This is a genomic window from uncultured Maribacter sp. (assembly GCF_947495965.1).
Lineage (GTDB): Bacteria > Bacteroidota > Bacteroidia > Flavobacteriales > Flavobacteriaceae > Maribacter_B.
Window position 1 is genome coordinate 275,938 of sequence record NZ_CANMBB010000005.1, and the last position, 23,619, is coordinate 299,556.

General features: G+C 31.0%; 24 protein-coding genes. 8 read left to right on the plus strand and 16 right to left on the minus strand.

Annotation, left to right across the window (positions count from 1 at the left end; all coding sequences use genetic code 11):
- Nucleotides 1–30 precede the first annotated feature (30 nt).
- The 5 genes from Q0820_RS12035 to Q0820_RS12055 are packed head-to-tail and all read right to left on the minus strand — an operon-like array spanning nucleotide 31 to nucleotide 4,432.
- Complete coding sequence (locus tag Q0820_RS12035) at nucleotides 31–795, minus strand: SDR family oxidoreductase (RefSeq protein ID WP_298487888.1); 765 nt, start codon at nucleotides 793–795, stop codon at nucleotides 31–33.
- A gap of 13 nt (nucleotides 796–808) precedes the next feature.
- Complete coding sequence (locus Q0820_RS12040; protein WP_298487889.1) at nucleotides 809–1,999, minus strand: UxaA family hydrolase; 1,191 nt, start codon at nucleotides 1,997–1,999, stop codon at nucleotides 809–811.
- Nucleotides 2,000–2,001: 2 nt separating this feature from the next.
- Nucleotides 2,002–2,283 carry a UxaA family hydrolase gene (locus Q0820_RS12045; protein WP_298487890.1) on the minus strand — a complete coding sequence of 94 codons (282 nt, stop codon included), beginning with the start codon at nucleotides 2,281–2,283 and terminating at the stop codon, nucleotides 2,002–2,004.
- A 14-nt stretch (nucleotides 2,284–2,297) separates the two neighbouring features.
- On the minus strand, nucleotides 2,298–2,990 hold the full coding sequence (locus Q0820_RS12050; protein WP_298487891.1) for an RraA family protein: 693 nt from the start codon (nucleotides 2,988–2,990) through the stop codon (nucleotides 2,298–2,300).
- Between the two features lie 32 nt (nucleotides 2,991–3,022).
- A complete protein-coding gene (locus Q0820_RS12055) occupies nucleotides 3,023–4,432 on the minus strand; it encodes a sugar porter family MFS transporter (RefSeq protein ID WP_298487892.1) in 1,410 nt (469 codons plus the stop codon).
- 798 nt (nucleotides 4,433–5,230) lie between these two features.
- Between Q0820_RS12055 and Q0820_RS12060 the strand changes: the two genes are divergently transcribed.
- Nucleotides 5,231–5,971, plus strand: coding sequence for a LuxR C-terminal-related transcriptional regulator (locus Q0820_RS12060; protein WP_298487893.1), 741 nt, complete (start codon nucleotides 5,231–5,233; stop codon nucleotides 5,969–5,971).
- Between the two features lie 72 nt (nucleotides 5,972–6,043).
- On the plus strand, nucleotides 6,044–7,429 hold the full coding sequence (locus Q0820_RS12065; RefSeq protein ID WP_298487894.1) for an exonuclease domain-containing protein: 1,386 nt from the start codon (nucleotides 6,044–6,046) through the stop codon (nucleotides 7,427–7,429).
- A 366-nt stretch (nucleotides 7,430–7,795) separates the two neighbouring features.
- Here the strand turns inward: Q0820_RS12065 and Q0820_RS12070 are convergent, their stop codons facing one another.
- From Q0820_RS12070 to Q0820_RS12100, 7 genes are all read right to left on the minus strand, one after another.
- The gene (locus Q0820_RS12070; protein WP_298487895.1) at nucleotides 7,796–7,918 is read right to left on the minus strand and encodes a hypothetical protein; all 123 of its coding nucleotides are present in this window, start codon (nucleotides 7,916–7,918) and stop codon (nucleotides 7,796–7,798) included.
- 96 nt (nucleotides 7,919–8,014) lie between these two features.
- A complete protein-coding gene (locus Q0820_RS12075) occupies nucleotides 8,015–8,218 on the minus strand; it encodes a hypothetical protein (protein WP_298487896.1) in 204 nt (67 codons plus the stop codon).
- Between the two features lie 45 nt (nucleotides 8,219–8,263).
- Nucleotides 8,264–9,673, minus strand: coding sequence for an MBL fold metallo-hydrolase (locus Q0820_RS12080; RefSeq protein WP_298487897.1), 1,410 nt, complete (start codon nucleotides 9,671–9,673; stop codon nucleotides 8,264–8,266).
- Nucleotides 9,674–9,728: 55 nt separating this feature from the next.
- Nucleotides 9,729–11,459: a SulP family inorganic anion transporter gene (gene sulP, locus Q0820_RS12085; RefSeq protein WP_298487898.1), complete on the minus strand. Its 1,731-nt coding sequence runs from the start codon at nucleotides 11,457–11,459 to the stop codon at nucleotides 9,729–9,731.
- A 31-nt stretch (nucleotides 11,460–11,490) separates the two neighbouring features.
- On the minus strand, nucleotides 11,491–12,672 hold the full coding sequence (locus Q0820_RS12090; protein WP_298487899.1) for a cytochrome c peroxidase: 1,182 nt from the start codon (nucleotides 12,670–12,672) through the stop codon (nucleotides 11,491–11,493).
- Between the two features lie 10 nt (nucleotides 12,673–12,682).
- Nucleotides 12,683–13,459 (minus strand): aldose 1-epimerase, encoded by a 777-nt coding sequence (locus tag Q0820_RS12095; protein ID WP_298487900.1) that lies wholly within the window; start codon nucleotides 13,457–13,459, stop codon nucleotides 12,683–12,685.
- Nucleotides 13,460–13,932: 473 nt separating this feature from the next.
- Entirely contained in the window at nucleotides 13,933–15,174 is a 1,242-nt protein-coding gene (locus Q0820_RS12100) for an FtsX-like permease family protein (protein ID WP_298487901.1), read from the minus strand.
- A 3-nt stretch (nucleotides 15,175–15,177) separates the two neighbouring features.
- Here Q0820_RS12100 and Q0820_RS12105 point away from each other — a divergent pair, with 3 nt between their 5' ends.
- A complete protein-coding gene (locus Q0820_RS12105; RefSeq protein WP_298487902.1) occupies nucleotides 15,178–16,416 on the plus strand; it encodes a DUF1343 domain-containing protein in 1,239 nt (412 codons plus the stop codon).
- Nucleotides 16,417–16,418: 2 nt separating this feature from the next.
- On the opposite strand, the gene Q0820_RS12110 is transcribed toward Q0820_RS12105, so the two are convergent.
- Together Q0820_RS12110 and Q0820_RS12115 are read right to left on the minus strand one after the other, a co-directional pair.
- Nucleotides 16,419–16,910, minus strand: a complete 492-nt coding sequence (locus Q0820_RS12110) for a YkgJ family cysteine cluster protein (RefSeq protein ID WP_298487903.1) — start codon at nucleotides 16,908–16,910, stop codon at nucleotides 16,419–16,421.
- Nucleotides 16,910–17,425 (minus strand): DUF2059 domain-containing protein, encoded by a 516-nt coding sequence (locus Q0820_RS12115; RefSeq protein ID WP_298487904.1) that lies wholly within the window; start codon nucleotides 17,423–17,425, stop codon nucleotides 16,910–16,912. Before Q0820_RS12115 ends, Q0820_RS12110 begins: the two co-directional genes overlap by 1 nt.
- A gap of 56 nt (nucleotides 17,426–17,481) precedes the next feature.
- Here Q0820_RS12115 and Q0820_RS12120 point away from each other — a divergent pair, with 56 nt between their 5' ends.
- Both Q0820_RS12120 and Q0820_RS12125 read left to right on the plus strand, forming a co-directional pair.
- Nucleotides 17,482–18,201, plus strand: a complete 720-nt coding sequence (locus Q0820_RS12120) for a bifunctional 2-polyprenyl-6-hydroxyphenol methylase/3-demethylubiquinol 3-O-methyltransferase UbiG (RefSeq protein ID WP_298487918.1) — start codon at nucleotides 17,482–17,484, stop codon at nucleotides 18,199–18,201.
- A gap of 50 nt (nucleotides 18,202–18,251) precedes the next feature.
- Nucleotides 18,252–19,145, plus strand: coding sequence for a hypothetical protein (locus tag Q0820_RS12125; protein ID WP_298487905.1), 894 nt, complete (start codon nucleotides 18,252–18,254; stop codon nucleotides 19,143–19,145).
- A 183-nt stretch (nucleotides 19,146–19,328) separates the two neighbouring features.
- On the opposite strand, the gene Q0820_RS12130 is transcribed toward Q0820_RS12125, so the two are convergent.
- Nucleotides 19,329–19,961: a 7-carboxy-7-deazaguanine synthase QueE gene (locus tag Q0820_RS12130; RefSeq protein ID WP_298487906.1), complete on the minus strand. Its 633-nt coding sequence runs from the start codon at nucleotides 19,959–19,961 to the stop codon at nucleotides 19,329–19,331.
- A 196-nt stretch (nucleotides 19,962–20,157) separates the two neighbouring features.
- On the opposite strand from Q0820_RS12130, the gene Q0820_RS12135 reads away from it, so the two are divergent.
- Both Q0820_RS12135 and Q0820_RS12140 read left to right on the plus strand, forming a co-directional pair.
- Entirely contained in the window at nucleotides 20,158–21,660 is a 1,503-nt protein-coding gene (locus Q0820_RS12135; RefSeq protein ID WP_298487907.1) for a helicase HerA-like domain-containing protein, read from the plus strand.
- 5 nt (nucleotides 21,661–21,665) lie between these two features.
- Complete coding sequence (locus Q0820_RS12140; RefSeq protein ID WP_298487908.1) at nucleotides 21,666–22,220, plus strand: hypothetical protein; 555 nt, start codon at nucleotides 21,666–21,668, stop codon at nucleotides 22,218–22,220.
- Nucleotides 22,221–22,223: 3 nt separating this feature from the next.
- Here Q0820_RS12140 and Q0820_RS12145 read toward each other — a convergent pair whose 3' ends face one another.
- Nucleotides 22,224–22,652: a helix-turn-helix domain-containing protein gene (locus Q0820_RS12145; RefSeq protein WP_298487909.1), complete on the minus strand. Its 429-nt coding sequence runs from the start codon at nucleotides 22,650–22,652 to the stop codon at nucleotides 22,224–22,226.
- Nucleotides 22,653–22,744: 92 nt separating this feature from the next.
- Between Q0820_RS12145 and Q0820_RS12150 the strand changes: the two genes are divergently transcribed.
- A complete protein-coding gene (locus Q0820_RS12150) occupies nucleotides 22,745–23,584 on the plus strand; it encodes an alpha/beta hydrolase (RefSeq protein ID WP_298487910.1) in 840 nt (279 codons plus the stop codon).
- The last annotated feature ends 35 nt before the right edge of the window (nucleotides 23,585–23,619 follow it).

Sequence of the window (23,619 nt, forward strand, 5' to 3'; positions counted from 1 at the left end):
TTTCTTTAATTGTAATTACTAATTTATATTTTAAAACCCTACCGCAGCACCACCATCAACAGGTAATAAAACACCATTTACATATTTTGAAGCATCTGAAGCCAAAAAAACAGCAGCATTACCTATATCTTCTGGTTGTCCAAAATCTTTAAAAGGTATGCGATTTAAAATTTTATTTTTTCGTTCAGCATCACTGTCCAAAGCTTGGTGCAGCATTTTAGATTCTATCCAACCTGGCGCTATAGAATTTACACGAATACCATCCTCCGCATAGTCTGCTAACAAACCTCTCATTAATCCTAGCATTCCTGTTTTAGCACTAGTATATGCAACAACTTGTGTCATGGCCATAATTCCTGTCATGGAACTAATCATAATAATAGAACCTTTTATATTATTTCTTTTCATAGACTCCATAACCTCTCTACTAAGTGTAAAAGAACTTAATAAATGGGTTTGGATTACATTTAAAAAACCATCGTCTGTAGTTTTAGAAACCGGTGCTTTTAAATGAATTCCTGCATTATTTACAAGAATATGTATAGCACCACAATCTGCTTCAATTTTAGCAATCAATTGTTTCATGCCAGATTGATTGGTAATATCATACACGTAATAACTAGAATTAACTCCTAATTCTTTACATGCCTTTTCAAGAGTAAGTTCTGTTCTTCCAATAATAACAGCATGTCCTCCTGCTTCTACAAAAGATTTTGCAATTCCTAAACCAATTCCAGAACCACCACCTGTAATTAATGCTGTTTTTCCTGTAAGACTAAATTGTGATAAACTCATTTTTTACTATATATTACCCTGGTAAACAGCCAGGTTCTAGTTCATTAAATTTTTTATATGCTAGCTGAAATTCTTGATGCAGCAATTGTTCTGATTTAGACAACTCTCCATTAGCAACGTCTATAACACATTGTTCTAACTCATTAGCAACATCATCTAAAGATGCTTCTCCGGTTAAAATTTTACCTGCATTAACATCCATATCCTCTACCAAATTGGTATACGTTTCTGGATTAGCACAAATTTTTATGACTGGCGCTACTGCAGAACCAACTACGGAACCTCTTCCTGTAGAGAATAATACCATATGAGAACCACAAGCTATTAATTCTGCTATTTCGGCGTTATCATTAGCATTAGGCCAACCAAACATAGGGTCACCATCTGGTACAACATCCAATAAAAACAAACCATTAGTTGTAGGTGCAATAGTTGGTTTTATAATCCCATTAATTTTGGAGTTACCACTTTTACTGTAAGCTCCCATAGATTTTTCTTCAATAGTTGATAACCCACCTTTAGCATTTCCATCGGAAAAACTACCAAAACCCATTTTCATGTAGTAATCTTTGGCCTTATCTACTGTTTTTACCAATTGCTTCGCTAATTCAGGAGTGGCAGCTCTTTCAGCCATAATATGCTCACAGCCAATTAACTCTCCAGTTTCTTCAAAAATTGCAGTTGCGCCTTGACTTAATATACTATCAAAAACTTTTCCTATTACAGGATTTGCTGTTATACCACTAGTAGCATCAGAACCACCACAGATTGTACCAACAATTAATTCTTCCATAGGCATATCTACTAATGGCTGCTTTTGCAATACTTGCAATTGTTCTTCTACCCATTCTCTACCTAAATTAATGGAGGTTCTGCTTCCTTTTGATTCTTGAATTGTAATGGTCTTTGCAAGTCTTCCTGTAGCTATTATTTCTTTTTCAAGAGCTTCTTTATTTAAATTTTCACAACCTAAAGAGACAATAAGTACAGCACCAACATTTGGGTGTGTACAAAGGGCTTGCATCATTTCATTAGCATAATCATTAGGTGCACAACCATGAAAACCTATAACATGAACCCCAGATTCTCTATAAGGATATTGTATTTCTCTTGCTACATGGTGCGCACACTCTACAGTATAGGCTACCATGGTATAATTACGAATACCTTTTTTACCGTCTTTTCTTAAATATCCTTTTAACATGGCTATTTTGTATATTGTTTCATGTACAAGCTTTCTATATTATGTACATGTATATGATCCCCTGGATTTATATCTGTTGTTGTTACGCCAATTGGCACACCATACTTTTTAACAATAGTTCCTACAGGTAACTCTTTCAATGCAATTTTATGACCAAAAGATACATCTGAAGTGGCACTAATCATCTCTTCATTTAAAAAAATGACATCTCCTTTGGTAATGTTTGAAATAACGATACCAACATTATCATTAGAATTTAGAATTAAAATTTTTTTACTAGACATGTTCTATTAGATAACTACATAATTCCAAAAGTTTCAAAAGCCTCAACCGTACTCATACCATTCTCTAAGGCTTTTTGAACCGCTTTTTCTCCTCTAGCTTTTTCTAAAGCCAAAGTAAACGCTTCTTCAACAGCATTAGAAGGTACAATTAGCACACCATCCCTGTCACCATAGACAACATCTCCAGGGTGAACTGGTATACCACCAAACTCTATTGGAATACCATAATCTATAACTTTTCCTCTAGGTCCTTGGTCTTGAGCAAAAGTGCCTGCACTAAACGTAGGGAAATCCAATCTTAATATTTCAGCTGTATCTCTAGAATAACCATTTACTACAACACCAGCTGCATTAAGTTTCATTGCTCTAGTACTCATTAACCCACCCCACAAAGCATAATTATATGAGGATCCAGAACATATATACACTTCATTTTTTTTTAGACTATCTAAAGCTTCAAACATAATCCCAAATGGTTTAGCCATCATAGGGTTTGCTGTACCTTCTAACTTTTCTGCAAAAACATCTGCTTCTAAAACTGGCATAGCTCTACCTATAACCACCATATTGTCACTTAAAGGTTTTATTTGTTGCGGTAAAAATTGGTGCAAAAACCCCATTTTATCCAATACATCGCCCACTAAGGCTACAAACAACTCTTTTTTAGCAAGTTGAAATAACTCATCATCATCTTTCCAAAGATTCATTTTCTATAAATTTAATATTATTCAAATATTTTTTAATGTTTTAACCAAGACCTTTCAATATCTTCAATTGTACGCCCTTTAGTCTCAGGCATAAGAAATTTAACCACTACGAATAAGAGTATTAATTCTATTGCAAAAAAGAAATAAATAGTTCCTTCAGAGGTAGAAGCCTCAATAATAGGGAATATTTGCGCTACCAAAGCACTTGTTACCCAAATACAAACTGTTGCCAATGCAATAGCTTTTCCCCTTACTTTGTTCGGGAAAATTTCAGAAACAATTACAAATTTTACCGGTCCAATTGCACATGCAAAAAAAGCAACAAACATGTTAATAGCAACTACAATAGGCCAACCTGTAACTCCTTTCATAAATAAAAAACCTATTGTTATATGAGCAAAAAATGCACCTATAACCCCAATGCCTAATAATTTTCTTCTACCTATAAAGTCAATAAAAGCTAATGCAAATAGTGTTGCAATTAAATTTACTATTGCTATACTAGCAAACCCACCAAGAGAACCACCTAAATCAAACCCAGCACTTTCAAAAATTTGTGGGCCGTAATAAAAAATAACGGAAACACCACAAGCCTCTGAAAGTATACAAACTAAAACAGCTAATAATAATGGACGGCGTAATCTATTTCTAAATAAATCTGTAAAACTTACATTGGTTTCCGTAATTAATGCATTTTCTATTTCATTTCTTATTTCTTTTGCTCTTAATACACCGTTAATTTTTGTTAATACAACTTCTGCCTCATCTCCTCTATTTTTATTTACCAACCATCTTGGGCTTTCGGGAATAAAAAAGGCGCAAACAAGAAATAATACTCCAGGTATAGCTTCTGCCATAAACATAGCACGCCAGTTTTGCTCAATAGCGAACCACTTTATAAAGGGTGATATAGATTTAGAATTAATATTACTTTCTGCAAAATTAAAAATTCCCCAATTTGCAAAGACACACAATACAATCCCTATTGTTATTGTTAATTGAAATAGGGTTACCATACGACCACGATACTTTTCTGGAGAAACTTCAGAAATATATAATGGACAAACCATAGTGGCTGCACCAATGCCCAAACCACCAACTAACCTAGCCAAAATTAAATGCATTTGATTAATTGCTAAACCACTCCAACTTGCAGAAATAAAAATAAGAACAGCAGCAATCATTAAAGTTTTTTTACGCCCATAAGAATCCGATACAGGTCCTGCTATAGCAGAACCAATAGCACAACCCCACAATACACAACTTACATAAAAACCTAATTGCGCATTAGAAAATGAAAATTGCTCTACCACTTGTGAATTTGTTCCTGATACTACAACAGCATCATACCCAAAAAGCAATCCACCACATGCAGCTACAATACAAATGAAATATAAATAAGTATTAGCACCTTGATTTTCTTTATCACGAAACTTTTTCATAGAAACAAAATTTTCATATTAGTGCTATATCTAATTATTTTAACATCAAAACCTAAGGCTTATAATTTTATCATTTTTAAATTACACTACTACAAATTTATAAAAAGACGTACTTTGAAAGTATCTCTAAAATATCTAAAAATTACACTAAACTACCCAAAAAATATACTTTGACTTATTTTTATGTATGATAAATATAATTTTCATAATCAATAGAAATCTGCATACGTGTTATAAGTAATGTCTTATTTATTTTAAAAAATACGAACTGACATATATAATATTTTTAATAAATAAACAGTAAAAAACTGTACATTTTAAGAGAATTTCTCACACAACATTAAAATAAGTCTTTCTTTTCACTTATAAATACCCTCCAATGGGTATTGTTTTATATGACTAACATATATATTTTCGTGATTTATCTAAAAAAAGAATTAAACTACAGCGCAATATAGTTAACATATAAACTAACAACCCTTTACAAAAAACTTAGTTAATACTCGGGGGAACTATTGCTAGGAAAGTATGTGAAGGGTTTATTTATTTATATTCTATAATTCTAAAGAATATACTCCTACACTAAATCTCATTAAGACAGACATTTATATACTTATTAAATCAAATAAAAACAGTATTTTTACGGTAACGTTTTAGAATATGATTTTTTTAAACGAATTTGTAAATACCATTTTTTATAATCAAAACTAAATTACATACTACACACGTTCCCCAAATTTCCAAAAAACAAAACATTTAACCTATAAATGTATTATCTATAATACCAGTTTATAACGAATGAGAGAAAATGAGGAAATAAAAGATTTGCGCCAAAATATACAAGAAAACTTTGGTGCGTATCACAAAAAACTTGAAGACTACGATTATTTTAATAATTTCCCTTTAAATAGTAAACAATGTTTATATGTTGCAAATTGGAGATCTAGAGGTATTGTATACGAAAAAGGTCTAGAAAATTTAACTGGTTACAAATTAGAAGAATTTAATACAGAAGATATTATTTCCTATACACATCCTGAAGATAGAGAACTTGTAAAAAACATTACAAAAGGAGTAGTAATGCATGTTGTTAATACTCCCATACAAAATGAAGAAGCACATTTATTACTCTCTTTTAGGTTTTTAAAAAAAGATGGCACATACTGCAAACTTTTAGTGCAATCTTCTGTACTAGAAAGAGATGAAGAAGGTAAAATGATAAGTAATTTTTCTTTACTTACAGATATTTCTTTTCTAGAAACTCATGATCGTGTAGAGTGGAATTTTCAAGCAAATGAACTAGACTTAATTGAATTTAAGAAAGTAATTTATAAATTGTATACTAACTTTTATACCAAAAGAGAAAAAGAGATTATACATTTAATTGAACAAAAAAATACATCAAGAGAAATTGCAGACCAATTATCTCTTAGTAAATTAACGGTAGAAACACATCGAAAAAATATTCTAAGAAAAGCTAAATCACATTCTATAGATGATGTTTTATCTTTTTGTAAAAAGAATGGGATTATAGATTAAGTCTAATATTCTTTCATAGAGTTTTGCAAGAAAACATATATATTTCATAACTTTCCTCATAAGAAATATAGCATGTATACCATAATTGATATAGAAACTACGGGAAATGGAATTAAAGGAAATAAAATTACCGAAATCTCTATTTTTAAATATGATGGTAATGAAATTATAGAAGAGTATACAAGTTTAGTAAATCCTGAATGTGAAATTTCTTATTTTATTACTAGCCTAACTGGCATAGATAATACTATGGTTCGTAATGCACCTACCATAAAAGAAATTGCTTCAAAAATAATAGAGATTACAAAAGACACCATTTTTGTAGCACATAGTGTTGGGTTTGATTATAATGTAATTAAAAATGAATTACAGCATATTGGAATACCTTTTAGCAGAAAAAAATTATGTACTGTTAGGTTATCCAGAAAACTAATTCCTGGCTTAAAATCTTATAGTTTAGGAAAATTATGCACTGCTTTAGAAATACCTCTTAGTAATAGGCACAGAGCTAGAGGAGATGCCCACGCAACTTTACTCCTTTTTAAAAAGCTTTTAAATGCTAAAAATGCAGCGCATGTTTTTAATTCTTTTTTAAACTCTAGGTCTCAAGAAAACACATTACCTGCTGCCCTACCTAAAGAAGAATTTAATAAACTACCCAATAAAGCGGGTGTTTACTATTTTAAAAATGAAAAAAATATAAGTATATACATTGGAAAAGCCATTGCTATAAAAAAAAGAGTTCTAAGTCACTTTTATAATAAAACAACAAAAGAAATTGAAATGTGTTCCAAAACTGCACATTTAGATTTTAAGCTTTCTGGTAACGAACTTATAGCATTATTAATGGAATCTGCCGCTATAAAAAAAGAAATGCCAAGCTACAATAGAGCGCAAAAAAGAACTGCATTACAATATGGCATTTTTAGTTATGAAGACCGTAACGGCATTTTACATATTGCTTTTAATAAAATAAAATCTGCTCCAAAAGCAGTACAACATTTTTATAGTATTACAGACTGTAGGCTTGCATTAGAGAAAATATGTGAAAGGTATAATTTATGCCCTAAGTATTGCCATTTACAAGAGAATATTGCACACTGTTCCCATTATAAAATTAAAAAATGTAACGGTATTTGCAAACAACAAGAAACAACAATACAATATAATGAAAGGGTAAAATTAGCTCTAATGGATTTAAAAACCTCTAATGACAGTTATTTTATAAAAGAACAAGGAAGAACTAAAGATGAGATTGGAATAATAGCTGTTTTGGAAGGCCAATATAAAGGGTATGCCTTTATTCCAATAGAAGAACAAATAAATAATATAGAAGAGTTAGAGTCTTTTATTATTCCGCAAAAGAATAATCTAGATGCACTTAAAATTATAGAAAGTTATAAGTACAAAAAACCGCATAATGTAGTTTATTTATCGTCTAAAAAACAGCATATTTAATTACGCTGCCTTTTAAATTTTTTAAGCATTTGATACGCAAATAAAAGCCACAAAACAAAAATGATGGATATAAGAACTATATACAGTGAAATAAAATTCATATCTCTTTTTAATTTAAAAAAGTTGATGCCTATAATTAGCTATATATAAATACAGACATCAACTAACCACTAACCATTAATTTTCTTCAATACTATAACTTATAAATATATCTTTTAGTGTACAATACGTAGTTTTATTCTTACATAAATATAAGTAAATATTTATAAATAGAACCAAAAAGGATAATAAATTAATACATGTTGTATTAATTTATTATCCTTTTTATATTCGAAACAATTTATAAGGTAGCTAAATAGCTACACCCTACTTTTTACCGCTATTCATAAAAACTACTAACACTCCTATTAAAATTAAGACTACTACTCCAAAAACACCTATCATTACAATACCATTGGACCAATCTACTAACGGAAAAATATGTGCCATTTTTTAAAGTTTTATTGTTTACATAAAATTACGCAAGCAAAGTCTTTAAAAATATGATATATGTCAGTTCGTATTTTTTATAATTTTAGAATACACTTATTTAAATAAATACAGTATTAAAAATGTTCCTGCAGAACTAACAAATATGGAACTTTGCCAGAAATAAACTTTATTTCCCCAAATGGTTAGCCATTTTCTTCCAAATTCATTTTTAACATATATTCTAAGAACTTTAGAATACAAAAAGTTTATAACTAAAAAAGCTACTAATGCTATTGCTATTACACTTATTTTTTCCATAAACTAAATTTTTAAAGGTTGTATTATTTTATAAATCGTTAATAACTATAAAGTAGTGGGGCACACAAATTCTGATACTTCGATATTAGATTTTTTAATTGCAGCAAACCCACCAGCAACATCAACCAAATTATGTATACCTCTACTTTTTAAAATAGACGCAGCTATAACAGAACGGTAGCCTCCTGCACAATGTACATAAAAAGTTTCCTTTTCGGGAAATTCTCTTAAATAATTATTTAAATCGCTCAATGGCGTATGCTTTGCATTTTTAACATGTTCTGACTGGTATTCTCCAATTTTGCGAACATCAAAAACCGGTGTATTAGGGGCGTTTAAAATATCTTCAATATCTGCTGCTGCAACAGAAGATATTGTATCAAAATCCTTTCCTGAATCTTTCCAGCTTTGTAAACCTCCTTTTAGATACCCAATAGTACCATCAAAACCAACTCTAGATAAACGTATTACCGCTTCTTCTTCTTTTCCTTCTGGTATAACAAGTAATATGGGTTGTTTTACATCTGCTATTAAAGCGCCAACCCAAGGAGCAAAATCTCCATTTAAACCAATAAAAATAGAACGTGGAACATGCTCTTTTACAAACTCTGCCTGTGTTCTTACGTCTAGAACAATAGCTCCTGAAGTGTTAGCTAAATTTTCGAAGGCATCTGGAGATAATGCTGTTTTTCCTCTATCTAAAACAACATCTATATCTTCATAACCTTCTTTATTCATTTTTACATTTAAAGGAAAATATTTTGGTGGAGGCATTAATCCATCTGTCACCTCTTTTACAAATTCTTCCTTAGTCATATCTACCCTTAATGCATAATTCATTTTTTTCTGATTCCCCAGTGTATCCACTGTTTCTTTCATCATGTTTTTACCACATGCAGAACCAGCTCCATGTGCGGGGTACACAATAACGTCATCTGCCAAAGGCATGATTTTATTTCGTAAGCTATCAAACAAAGTTTCTGCTAATTGTTCTTGCGTTAAGTCAGCAGCTTTTTGTGCTAAATCTGGCCTACCAACATCTCCTAAAAACAAAGTATCTCCAGAGAAAATAGCATAGTCCTTACCTTTTTCATCTTTTATTAAATAGGTTGTACTCTCCATAGTATGCCCCGGAGTGTGTAAAACTTTAATTACCAAATCTCCAAGTTTAAACTCTTGCTCATCTTTCGCTATTATAGCATCAAAAGAAGGGGTTGCTGTAGGACCATAAATTATTGGCGCTCCAGTTTCTTTAGACAAGGTTACATGACCACTAACAAAATCTGCATGAAAATGGGTTTCAAAAATATATTTTATGCTTGCGCCTGCTTCTTTTGCCTTTTTAATATACGGCGCTACTTCTCTAAGTGGGTCTATAATTGCTACTTCTCCTTTACTTTCTATATAGTAAGCTCCTTGTGCTAAACAGCCAGTATAAATTTGTTCTATTTTCATAACTCTATATTTAGTTTAACAAAACTATAAATTACTTTCATCTTCTTTTGTAACATTAGTCACTGTTCATCTTATTCTGGTGGGCTATTTTAAAACCTAAGCCTGTTTCTATCTTTGGATGATTAAAATGCATTACAGCTTCATTTGTTTTTGCAAATAAGTTTTCTCTTTTTAAAACCTCAATAATACCACTTGCGTATAAAATATCTCTGGTAGGTCCTATAGCACCAGCTATATAAAAGTTTATATTCTTACCTTCTAATTCTTTTATTAGTTTCTTTAGCATATTAGCCGCAGTAGAGTCTATATAATTAATTGCTTCAGCATTTAAAATAATACCTCTTAAATTTACTCCCTTAGCATTTATACATTTATCTATTTCTTTTTTAAAATAGGATGCATTTGCAAAATATAATTGCGCATCAAAACGAATTATTAATAAATTATCCTGTAAAACAACATCTTCCTCAAATCTATTAACATTCCTATAATAGTCGGTTCCTTTTATTTTACCTAACACTGCAAAATGTGGATTAGAGGTACGGTATACCATTAACAAAAGTGAAATTAAAACCCCTACTAATATTCCTTCTTTAATACCTATAAAGAGTGTTATTAAAAAGGTAATTACTAATACTAAAAACTCATCTTTTCTATGATTTAACAACCTTTTGGCGTATTCTAAATCTATTAATCCAAATACCGAAACCATTATTATACTTGCTAAAACTGCTTTAGGTAGGTAATAAAATACTGGTGTTAAATAAAGTAATGTTACCACCACCATTATTACAGAGAATAAAGCCGCTAAATTAGTTTTTGCTCCAGCCTCACTATTTATAGCCGATCTAGAAAAACTTGCTGTAACAGGGTATGCCTGAAAAAAAGAACCCATTACATTAGAAGAACCAATTGCTATTAATTCTTTATTAGCATCTATAGTTTCTTCCCCTGTTTTTTCTTCCATAGCTTTACCAATAGAAATAGCTTCTAAATATCCTACCATTGCTAATGCTATTGCCATTGGCCACAAATCTGTCAACACATCTAAACTTAGATTTGGCATTTTAAATGAAGGTAAACCGCTTGGCACTTTACCAACCAGATTAACCCCTATACTTTCTAGGTTTAAGAAGTAAACACCTATAATTCCTATCACTACAACTATAAGTATAGATGGTATTTTTTTATTTATTTTTTTAAGGAGAATAATTATTACTATTCCTAAAGCTCCTATTAAGAAATCATACTTATTTGTTTCCGAAATTTTAGAAAAAACGTTTACTAACAACTCATGAAAATAGGTGGCTCTTTCTACTTTTATTCCTAGTAAGTGTTTTATTTGACTAAAAATGATAATTAATGCTGCAGCAGAAGTAAAACCGCTTATTACAGGCCTTGATAAATAGTTTACTAAAAAACCCATTTTAAAAACACCTAATAGTATTTGTGTTGCTCCTACTAAAAATGCAAGAACAATTACCATGGCAATATAGTTTTCTACACTAGTAATAGCCAAAGTTCCTAAACTGGCAGCTACTAAAAGGGAATCCATAGCAACAGGTCCAACTGCTACTTGTCTTGATGTTCCTAAAAAAACGTATGTTAGTATTGGTAGTAAAGACGCATATAAACCGTACACAGGTGGCAAACCAGCAATCATAGCATACGCCATACCCTGCGGAATAAGAATAATACCAACAGTGAGCCCAGCTATTATATCTTTAGATAAGTATGCTTTTTTGTAGGTTCCTAACCATTGCTGAAATGGAAAAAATTTATACATTTTACAAAGTTAAGCTATTCTACGAAAACGATTACTTAATATCTCCTCCTACTGGCAAACCACTAGGAACTTTTTCTGGAATCTCTTTATCAAAATCTGTATCGTTTAACGTATTTAAGAAAGATATTATAAGAGACATTTCTTTTACAGACAAATCTAACTGCTTAATAAAAGGGTCATAATTTTCTGGAGGTACATTTTTATTTGTTGTTTTCTTATTAGAAATATCTTCATAAAACTCTAACACTTTCTTAAGGCTTAAAAAACTACCATTATGCATGTAAGGAGCAGTAAATCTAAGATTACGCAATGTTGGCGTTCTAAAAGCATAGCTTCTATTTACTCCACTATCTATCTCTTTAATTTTTAGATTTTCTGGTACTCCCAAAACATGTTCTTTATAATCTGAAAACATTGGGCCATTATGGCAATTAGCACACCCAACTTGCTTAAAAAGAGAAAAGCCTTCTTTTTCTGATAAGAGCATGGCATTTTCATCTCCGCGCATATACTGATCGAACCTAGAATTATTTGCTACCAAAGTTCTTTCAAAAGAGGCTATTGCTTTTCCTAAATTTTCTTTACTTATGGCGTTCTCTTCATTAAAAGCATTTTTAAAAAGCTTTCTATACTCTGGAATTTGCTTCAGCCTTTTTACTACTTCTGGCAGAATAGTTTCTTCTGTAAATTTATGGCCTCGCATTTCCTCCAGTGTTTTTATTGGCATTAAAGCTTGCCCTTCTAGACTATTTGCCCTTATATCCCAAAACATAGGCGCATTTTCTGGGTCATAGTCTACATCTTGTCCTATCCCATTAAAAGCAGTATTTAAAACGGTATGCGCATTTCTTTTTACAAATGGTATCGTATTGGGAAAATTAAATGCCCTTTTGCTTCCAAAACCTTTGGCGTTAGTACCTATAGAAACGTCTAAAAACTCTGCATAGCCTGTACTAGGATGATGACAAGTTACACAGGCAATATCTTTACTACCCGATAAGATAGGGTCATAAAATAACAACTTACCTAAGGCAATTTTGTCTTTAGTCTGTTTATTATTTATAGGACTTTTTACCGTTCTGGGTAATGCCGAAAATAGAATAGTATCAGCCTCCTTTGATAAAGAAACTGTTTTCTCTGAAACTTTATCTCTACAGCTCCAAAAAACAATAATTAAAAAGAAGAAATAGAATGTTTTTTGGTAACGAATCAATTTATATAATTTAAAATACTTTTATTGTAACTTTAAAAGTATCTTCCTTTGCTTCTTGCGTTTTAAACCCATTGTGTAAATCATCTTGCGACACAGCATAAGGGTAAAAAGATATAGGTTCCACGCAAAGCATATTAGATACTTCAGTCCAAAGCATAAAATTACTAAATCCCTGTGTCTTTATCTCTACTTTTTTTTCATCCACTAAAGTTATTGTATCGCAATCTAATATAGGTAATGCCCTACTACCAGCCTTTATAACTTCTGGCAACGTAACTTTTGTATTATTTGCATCAATTTCTGGGGCATTAGAATGAAGTTTAAAAGCAGGATGATACCCTAACATATATGGCATTCCTTTATCGCCACTAATTTTAAATTTTATTTCTAGTCCTGCATCAGATAACTTAAAGACTTTAAAAAAACTAAAATTATAAGGCCAGGACAAAAACTCTACGTTAGACTTACTAGGATATTTTGAATTTTTAACAACTTTACCTGGAAAATATTCTTTTTTAAATGTTGCCATAGTAGAGGTTACCTCCATACGACCATAAACCATTTCTCGTAATAGACCATGCTGATCTTGGGTTGCAAATCCTTTTGGTGTTTCTACTTTAAAACAAGCTTCATTTGTTGGCCCTATAATTGGAAACATTTCTGTATCTGAATTTCGCCATCCTGGACTTCCCTTTTGGTGTATTACCTCATAGCCATCTACTTGGTAACTAACCAACTCTCCTGCATCAATTTTTACAATCTGATTTCCTAAAATAAGCTTTACCATATTACAAATTTAAAGTCCACATTTGAGTGTTAATTAGATGTATTTTATAAGAATTTTCTTTCAAAAATACCTACAGTTTTTTAAACTGAGAAAAAAAATACTAATTACTTTTCAATTAATTTTCCTTTACTAATTTTTGAAATTATAAGCCTCTATTTAACAACTATCTAGAATTACAACTTTATGAGGTTTCTAAAAATAAATCAAAATTATTATATACTAAAAGTCCCCCTTATTTTCTAAAATTTCAAACACTAAACTGTAGGGTAACAATTATTTAATATAGTATTTACAATACCATTAAAGCACCTGTACTTTTAAATAAGACAACATCTAATTGTAATAAAATTTACGATTATTATTCTATTTTTACAAATTCCATGTGTTTTTAATTACAAAAAACACAAAACTTAATGTATTTCGTATTTTTTTAAATTTCTTAAATTTATACTTTTGAGAAACTCCTAAATGGTCTATTCGTATTTTATAGCTTTTACAGGAGAAATTTTTGTAATAATATAAGAAGGTAACAGCAACATAAGTAAGCACAATAAAAGCACTCCTATGTTTAATAAAAAGACACTAAAAAAATCTAAGTGTACAGGTATGTATTCTATATAATATTCTTCAGGATTTGGGAATTTAAAAAGATGGTATTTTTCTTGCGCCCATAAAAAACCTAACGCAATTAAATTACCCCAAAATAACCCCACTACAATTAAGTAAGCAGCGTTGTATAAAAATATTTTACGAATACTCCAATTACTAGAACCAAGTGCTTTTAAAACACCTATCATTTGGGTACGCTCTAATATTAAAACTAATAATGCTGTTATCATATTAATACCGCCAACTAGTATCATAATACCAATAATTATAGCAATATTAAAATCAAATAAACCAATCCATTCAAAAATCTTATAGTATTTATCTGTAATGTTTTGGGTGTCTAAATTGGAAAGAGTTTGCCCATAAATTTCATTACTTTTTTCTTTTATAGTATCAAAATCATCCAAAAAAACCTCAAAATTACCAATTTCGTTTGTTTCCCATTTATTCATTCGTTGAATATGGCGTATGTCTACAAAAATATACGTGCCATCAAACTCTTCAAAACCACTATCATAAATACCGGCAACTTTAAATTTTCTTTGGTTCGGTATTTTAGAAGGATCATCATCTTTTAAAAAAATTGCAGGAAAAGTATCTCCAATTTTTAATTGTAGTCTATTGGCCATTATTTTAGAAACAAGAGCATCGTTATTTAAATCTCCATTATAATTGGGCATAACCCCTTCTATAATGTATTCTTTAAATACGTTTCCATTAAAATCTGTTCCTATACCTTTAGCTATAATTCCTTCAAAAGTATCTTCTAAACGTATAATACCTCCTTTAGTTGCTACAGCTTGCACATGAGAAATTCCGGAAATATTTTTAAATTCTGGATAAAATTCTTGTTCTAAAGAAACAGGAACTACAGAAACTTCAGAAGCGTTATTGTCATAATTATAAATTTGAATATGACCATTAAAAGCGGTGATTTTTTCTCTTATTTTATGCTTAAGTCCTACCCCTGTTGCAATAGCAATTAACATCATAATAACGCCTAAAGCAATTGCTGCAATTGCAATTTTTATTATTGGCGCAGATATACTAATTTTATGCTCCTTACCTTTAATAAGTCGTTTAGCTATAAAGTATTCTAAATTCAAATTATGATGTTTTTACCAAGTATCAAAAGTACATTTTTATTATGGTTTTTTGTATTTACTGCATGCGGAAACCAAGGAAAAACATCCGATTCTAACAAAAATAATAAAGATTTAGCCGTTGCAAACACCCAAAAAGACTCTATCCTTGTTGCGGCAAACCGCACTACAGATTACCTTCCTTTACTAAAAGACAAGAAAGTAGGCGTAGTTGCTAACCAAACTAGCGTAATATTTAAAGAAAATGGTTATACACATTTAGTAGATTCCCTTATAAACCATTCTATAACAATTAATACCGTTTTTTCTCCAGAACATGGTTTTCGTGGTAAGGCCGATGCTGGCGAGAAAGTAAAAAATGGGGTTGATACAAAAACAGGCTTACCAATACTATCTCTCTACGGAAAAAATAAAAAACCCACCAAAGAACAAGTAAAAGGGTTAGATATTATTCTGTTTGACATTCAAGATGTTGGTGTTCGCTTTTATACATACATTGCCACACTACAATTAGTTATGGAAGCTTGTGCAGAAAATAATATTCCTATTATAGTTTTAGACCGTCCTAATCCAAACGCACATTACATAGATGGTCCTACTATGGAAGCAGAGCATACTAGTTTTTTGGGAATGACAGAAATTCCGCTAGTTTATGGAATGACAATTGGAGAATATGCTCAAATGATCAATGAAGAAGGTTGGCTTACCAATGGTGTAAAAGCTAATTTAAAAGTAATTCCTATTAAAAACTGGACGCATAAAACGCCTTATAATTTACCTATACGCCCTTCTCCTAATTTACCCAATGCAACTTCTATAGCTTTATATCCAAGCCTTGGGTTATTTGAAGGAACAAATATAAATGCAGGAAGAGGAACTGAATTTCAATTTCAACGCTATGGCGCTTCTTTTTTAGATAGTACACAGTATAGCTTTAAATTTTGGCCAAGACCTAATTTTGGTTCCAAAAACCCAAAAGAAAACGGAACAAAGTGCTACGGAAAAGACCTTTCTGATATTACTACTATGAATGAGGTTACTTTAAAGTGGCTTATTGATGCGTATAATAATGCACGTACAGAAAAGGGAATTTTTCTAAAAAGCGGATTTACAAAACACGCCGGAACCGAGAAGTTACAACAACAAATTGAAGCCAAAAAAACAGAAGAAGAGATTAAAGAAACGTGGAAACCAGCCATTGATAAATTTAAAAAAATAAGAAAAAAGCATCTTATCTATTCGTAAGCTTATTTTATTCGCTTCTTCATTTCTTCTACAATATTATATGCGGCCGGACAAATGGCAACATTTTTCATAGTTAAATTACTTATTTGCTGAAACTTTTTACGGTCCGTATGCGGGAACTCCCTACATGCTTTAGGTCTTACATCATAAATAGAACAATAATTATCTGCTCCTAAAAAAGTACAAGGCACTTGTTGTAAAACATAGTCATTATCCTCATCTATACGTAAATAGTTCTCTATAAATTTCTGTGGTTTTTGTCTAAAGTGTTTTGCAATACGTTCTACATCGGCATTTGTAAACAAAGGCCCGGTGGTTTTACAGCAATTTGCACATTCTAAACAATCTGTTTTTTTAAATTCTTCCTCATGTAATTCCTGCATTACATAATCTAAATTCTTAGGCGGTTTCTTTTTTAGTTTGGTAAAAAACTTTTTATTTTCATTTTGTTTCTCACTTGCCTTTTTTCCTAATTCTTTAAGAAACTGCTCCATTATTTTAATAAGCTTAAAGCAGTTTCATACAAATCTCTACTCCAACTTTCAGAAGCTTTAGAAATTTCACTCCCTAGAATAGGTTGCTTTTCTATTATTTTTTTTCCAACCTCAGAATTATAAAATGTATTTAGTTTCTCTTTCTGCGCCGGATTCATTTTAGACCTGTCTGTAATTAATTGTTTTCCAGTAGCGCTTGTATAAAATGCAAGCATTTTAGTAATTTCATCCTTTGTAAAATTGGCTTCATAAATAGGAGTTAACAAAGATTTCATTTCCTTTACGGCTTTTGTTTTGTTTTCTTTTAAATATTTCCAACCTTGCGTATTAGTACTGTTCTCTGGGTATCTACCTTTCAACATTTTTAATAACTCATCATAAGCATAATTATATTGTCCCATAGAACCATTTACCTCTAAATAATTAGAAACCAGATCTGCAGTACTCTTCTCTTGAGCAGTAACAAATACAGGAATACTCATCATAAATAATAAAATATATTTTAACTGTTGCATGGGTTTCTTTTTAAAATGCATAAAAAATCTCACTTTTGTTACAAAGTACAAATATAATGGATAATGATATTTACGGGCAGGCACTTTTAGAATATCAAAATGGTAAGTATACCGAAGATATAATTACACATTTATCTTTAGAGGAAGAAGATACTTTACCACTACCTTATTTATTTAGAGATTATAAAAAAATGCCTCCTATAGAAAAACATGCTTTAAAGCTATGCAAAGGCAATGTCTTAGATATTGGATGTGGTGCAGGTAGCCATAGTCTTATACTTCAAAAAAAAGGTATAGACGTGACTGCAATAGATTTTTCTAAAGGTGCCATAGAAACCTGCAAACTTAGAGGTATAAAGAATGCTATTTGCACTAATTTATATGATTTAAAAAACCAAAAATTTGACACCCTTCTTTTACTAATGAATGGTATTGGTATTGCCGAAAAAGTAAACCAATTAGACTCCTTTTTTTCTCATTTAAAATCTTTATTAAACCCAGGCGGACAAATACTTTTAGATTCTAGTGATATTATTTATATGTATGAAAATGATGAGGAAGATGGCGGTTATTGGATCCCTGATGGGATAGAATATTATGGCGAGGTACGTTTTTATATGGAATATAAGGGCAAAAAAAGTGAAACATTTCCATGGCTTTACTTAGATTACAACACGCTACAAAGAGCAGCTAATTATAATAACTTAAATTGCGAGCTAGTTTTTGAAGGGGAGCATTATGATTTTTTAGCACGTTTAACACTTTTAGAATACTAGTAAGCATACACAGATCGTTACAACTTTATACATACACTTAATACTATTACATGAAAGAGCTTCGTTTTTTAAGTCTTATTTTACTTTTAGGTTTCCTTATTTCTTGTTCTAAAAAATCTGATAATGAAAACGAATCTCAAGAAAAGCCTGTAAACAAAGCTGGTAATTTAAAGGGTTCTGGAGAATCTGCAAATGATATTTTATCTAACGCCAATTTTGATAAACTTTTAATAGAAGTTGCATATGTTAAAAACTTTAAACCTACAGATGCAACAATGGATAACTTTGTGCTTTTTTTAAAGGAACATTCTTTTAAAAGTACTATAGAAATTATGTACAAAGAATTAAGCTCTCTGAAGGAAGAAACCCTGACCTTAGAAGAAATAAATGAACTAGAGCAGGAAAATAGAACTGCATATAATAATGGAAAAACTCTAGCTTTTTATATCTTTTTTACTGATGCCCCTTCTGATGAAGATGATGAGGAAGAAGATCTAGTTACTCTAGGAGCGGTGTACCGAAATACTTCTATGGTTATTTATGAAAAAACCATAAAAAAATTATCTGCAAGAAGTTTTTTTATTACAGATGAAGATATAGAAACAGCAACTCTTAATCATGAGTTTGGGCACTTATTTGGTCTTGTTAATTTAGGTTTTGAGAATGAACCGGAAAGTCCTTTAAAAACAAAAATGGTAAATCCGCATGAAGATTCAGAAGCTCTAAATCATTGTACTACAAATGGTTGTTTAATGCGTGCAGAATTATCTTTTAATCAAACCAACAAAAGTTCTAAAAATTACACCCAAAGTTTACATGCTGGCTGCAGATTAGATGGTGTTAGTCTTTTAAACAGTTTAGAAAAGAGCTTAACAAGTAAGTCTAAAGCGCAAAATTTAGGTATAGAATGTATACGTGATTTACAAGCCAACGGAGGAAGGTAGTTGATGGTTGATGGTTGATGGTTGATGGTTGATGGTTGATGGAAAAAAAATATCTCAACTTAAAAACCTAGACAAATAAGAACTATTTTACTTTAGAAAAAGAGAGAAAAGAAAATAGAATAAAGAGAATAGATTCAAGAGCCAAGATTCAAGAATCATGATTCATGACTAATTACTTAGGAACTAAGGTATATTTAAATACTTATGCGTTTGTAAAGAAACTTTCCATTTTGGATTCTGCATTACATAATCTACAATAAGAGGAACAACTTTATCCTTTACGCTCCATTCTGGTTGCAAATATAAAATACAGTCTTTATTCGTTAATGCCGCTTGTTCTTCGGCAAAAATTAAATCGTGCTTATTATACACAATAACTTTTAGCTCATGCGCTTTATCATAAATTTCTCCAAAAGGCAATTTATTTTTTTTTGGTGATAAGCAAATCCAATCCCATTCTCCAGATAATTTGTAAGCTCCAGAAGTTTCTATATGGGTTTGCAAATTTTTAGCCTTTAATGCTTTTGTTATTGGTCCCATATCCCATGTTAATGGTTCTCCACCAGTAACCACAATAGTATCCGAATATTTTGCAGCCTTCTCTGCAATACCATCAATCTTTGTAGGCGGATGCGTTTCTGCATTCCAACTCTCTTTTACATCACACCAATGGCAACCAACATCACACCCACCAACACGTATAAAATACGCAGCGGTTCCTTTATGAAAACCTTCTCCTTGAATTGTATAAAATTCCTCCATTAAAGGAAGCATTTCTCCTTTATTTACCAATGCTAATACATCCTCATTTATCATTTGGCAAAGATACATTTAACTTCTTAGATAAATAATTTATGTAGCACGCATAATATGTAGTTTCTCAGGTTTAACAAAAAAATACAAGCAAATAAGACACTAAATACCAGAACTTAAAGGAATAAAGTGTTAATTAGAATATAAACAGACTTTACAATTGCCTAAAAATCCCCTATTTTTATAAAAAATAATTTTCATGGCTACCAAAGAAGAATTCTTTGCTCATATAGAAAAAGGATATACTACCAAAGGAGATTTTATTACCATGGGTGCTGCAATGTTAGAAAACGAAGCAGTAACTAATGCACTAGTAAAAATCCCTCTAAAAACATTAAACAGACACGGTCTTATTGCTGGTGCTACAGGTACTGGTAAAACTAAAACGTTACAAGTTTTGGCCGAGAACCTATCTGAAAAAGGTATTCCTGTTATGCTTATGGATCTAAAAGGGGATTTAAGTGGTTTGGCACAACCAAGTCCTGGGCATGCTAAAATTGAGGAGCGTCATGAAAAAATTGGAATTCCTTTTAATGCCAAAGGTTTTCCTGTAGAAATACTTTCTTTATCGGAACAAGATGGTGTAAAACTTAGAGCTACCGTATCTGAATTTGGCCCTACACTGCTTTCTAGAATATTAGATTTAACAGAAACACAAACTGGTATTGTAGCTGTTGTTTTTAAATATTGTGACGATAATAAATTACCATTACTAGATCTTAAGGATTTTAAAAAAGTATTACAATATGCAACTGGTTCTGGTAAAGCAGAATTTACTAAAGATTACGGAAGAATCTCTACCAGTTCTACCGGAACTATTTTACGTAAAATTATAGAGCTAGAACAACAAGGAGCAGATTTATTTTTTGGTGAAAAATCTTTTGACGTAGAAGATTTAACTAGAATTGATGAAAATGGAAAAGGATATATAAATATCTTAAGATTAACTGATATACAGGATAAACCAAAACTATTCTCTACATTTATGTTAAGTCTTTTAGCTGAAATATACGCTACCTTTCCAGAACAAGGAGATAGTGACAGGCCAGAGTTAGTTTTGTTTATAGATGAAGCGCACCTTATATTCAAAGAAGCATCTAAAGCACTATTAGACCAAATAGAAAGTATTGTAAAACTAATACGTTCTAAAGGAATTGGACTATATTTTGTTACCCAAAACCCTACCGATGTTCCAAACGAAGTATTATCGCAATTAGGACTTAAAGTACAACATGCTTTACGTGCCTTTACAGCTAGAGATAGAAAAGCAATAAAACTTACTGCAGAAAATTACCCGGAATCTGATTTTTACGATACTAAGGAAGTACTTACCTCTTTAGGAATAGGAGAAGCATTAATATCTGCTTTAGACGAGAAAGGAAGACCCACACCACTTGCTGCAACTCTTTTAAGAGCTCCAATGAGTAGAATGGATGTTCTTACTAGTAAAGAACTAAAAGAAGTAATTAACAAATCTTCTTTAGTTAAAAAATACAATGAAGAAATAGACCGTGAAAGTGCTTATGAAATTTTAAATAAAAAAATAGAAAAAGCAGAGAAAGAAGCCGAAAAAGAAAAGGACAAACCCAAAAAGACAACAACAAGAAGAGCTAGTACTAGGCAAAATCCTGTAATAAAAGTATTAACTAGCGCCACTTTTATTCGTGGTGTTTTAGGGGTTCTTAAAAAAGTTATCCGTTAAGTATTATGAGAAATTTATTAAAATTTATATTTCTATTTTCTATACTATTTACCATTCAGTGTAAAAAAGAAAAAGACCCAACCTTTTCTATAACAGAGGAGCAAGTTGGTAAACTTAAAAAAGAAAGTCTTATAAGAGATTTAGAGTTAATATATACTGAAGACTCTATAGTAACCGATACGATAAGAGGTAATTTTGGAAGAGGTGCTAGTAAAATAAATATTTTTGAAAAAGGAGGTAAACATTTACTTATCTTAACCCCTAATACAGACAGTATTGCCACTATTGAAAACGTACAAATAAAAGACCCTCGCTATACTACTGCTACTGGTATTGGCATTAATAGCACATTTAAAGATATAAAAGAAAAGTACACTATCCGTAAGGTAATTACCTCTTTAAATAACGTATTAATTTTAATAAAAGATAGCGATGTATATTTTACAATAGACAAAAAAGAATTACCAGAAAATTTACGCTACAATAATACGAATATAGAGGCGGTACAAATACCAGATATTGCTAAAATAAAATATATGATGATTGGTTGGGATTCTTAATCCTTATTTTATCTGAAACTTATCTTTATTTGCTATAATCATAGGATTATTTTTTTGCATCCATTCGGTTAGTTCTAGTAATTTCTCTACATAATTTTGACCAAATTCTGTTAAACTATACTCTACACGAATAGGAACCTCAGCATATACTCTCCTATGCAAATACCCATAAGTTTCCAAAGCCTTAAGACGTTCACTTAAAACCTTATTAGAGATACCGTACACATACTTCTTTAATTTATTAAAACGAAGAACAGGAAAGTACCCTAAATATAAAATAATGAGAGTACTCCATTTATCGGAAGATAAAGAAAGCACATCGCGAATAGTACATAACTCTGGCGGATTACGATAATCTATATGCCCAAACATTTTTTTTAATTTTTTTTCGGTCTTAACACGCTGATTATCAATAATAGTTTCTTTTTCCATACCTAATATGTTATTTGTAACATTGAAAAATGATAAAATGAATTTGTACTTTTAACTCTCCTAACAAGAGTAAGTTACTAATTGTAACCAATATGAAAAAACTTTTATATAAAATTATACCTTTAGCCTATGGGAAGTATTTTAATATATATTCCTTTTTCTCTAAAAAGAGAGCTACTAAGAAAGTTTTTAGTTTCTTTTGTACAGTTCGTAAAGGTCAAGTATTACCACAACAGCAAGAATATTTAGAAAATGCTAAAAAGGAAAAGCTTTCTATTGCTAATCATAACATACAAACATACCATTGGCCTGGGGAAGGCGAAACAATACTACTTGTGCATGGTTGGGAGAGCAACACCTTTAGATGGCGAAATCTTTTAAAAAAATTACAAGAAAAAAAATATAATATTATTTCCTTTGATGCTCCTGGGCATGGGCATTCTTCCGGTAAATATTTACATGTACCCTTATACGCAGAAGTATTACAAGAAATAATACAGTTACATACTCCTACACATTTAATAGGACACTCTTTAGGCGGAATGACAATTTTATATAATGAATATATAAACCAAAGTACTTCTATAGAAAAAATAGTAACTATTGGTTCTCCTTCAGAGTTTTATAAACTTATGAACAACTACCGCTCAATATTACAATTTAACAATAGAGTTCTAGAATCTTTAGAAGCCCATATAAAAGATATGTTTGGTTTTACTGTTCCTGAATTTTCTACAGCTAAGTATGTGCAAACAAATACAAAAAAAGGACTTTTATTTCATGATAAGTTAGATAAAATTGCTCCGTATATAGATTCTAAAAATGTGCATGAAAATTGGAAAAATAGTACATTCATAACCACAGAAGGTTTTGGGCATTCTATGCACCAAGAACAGGTTAATAACCAAATTATAGACTTTTTACAAGAATAAGTACTCACAATTTAAACTCTGTAACACCATCATTA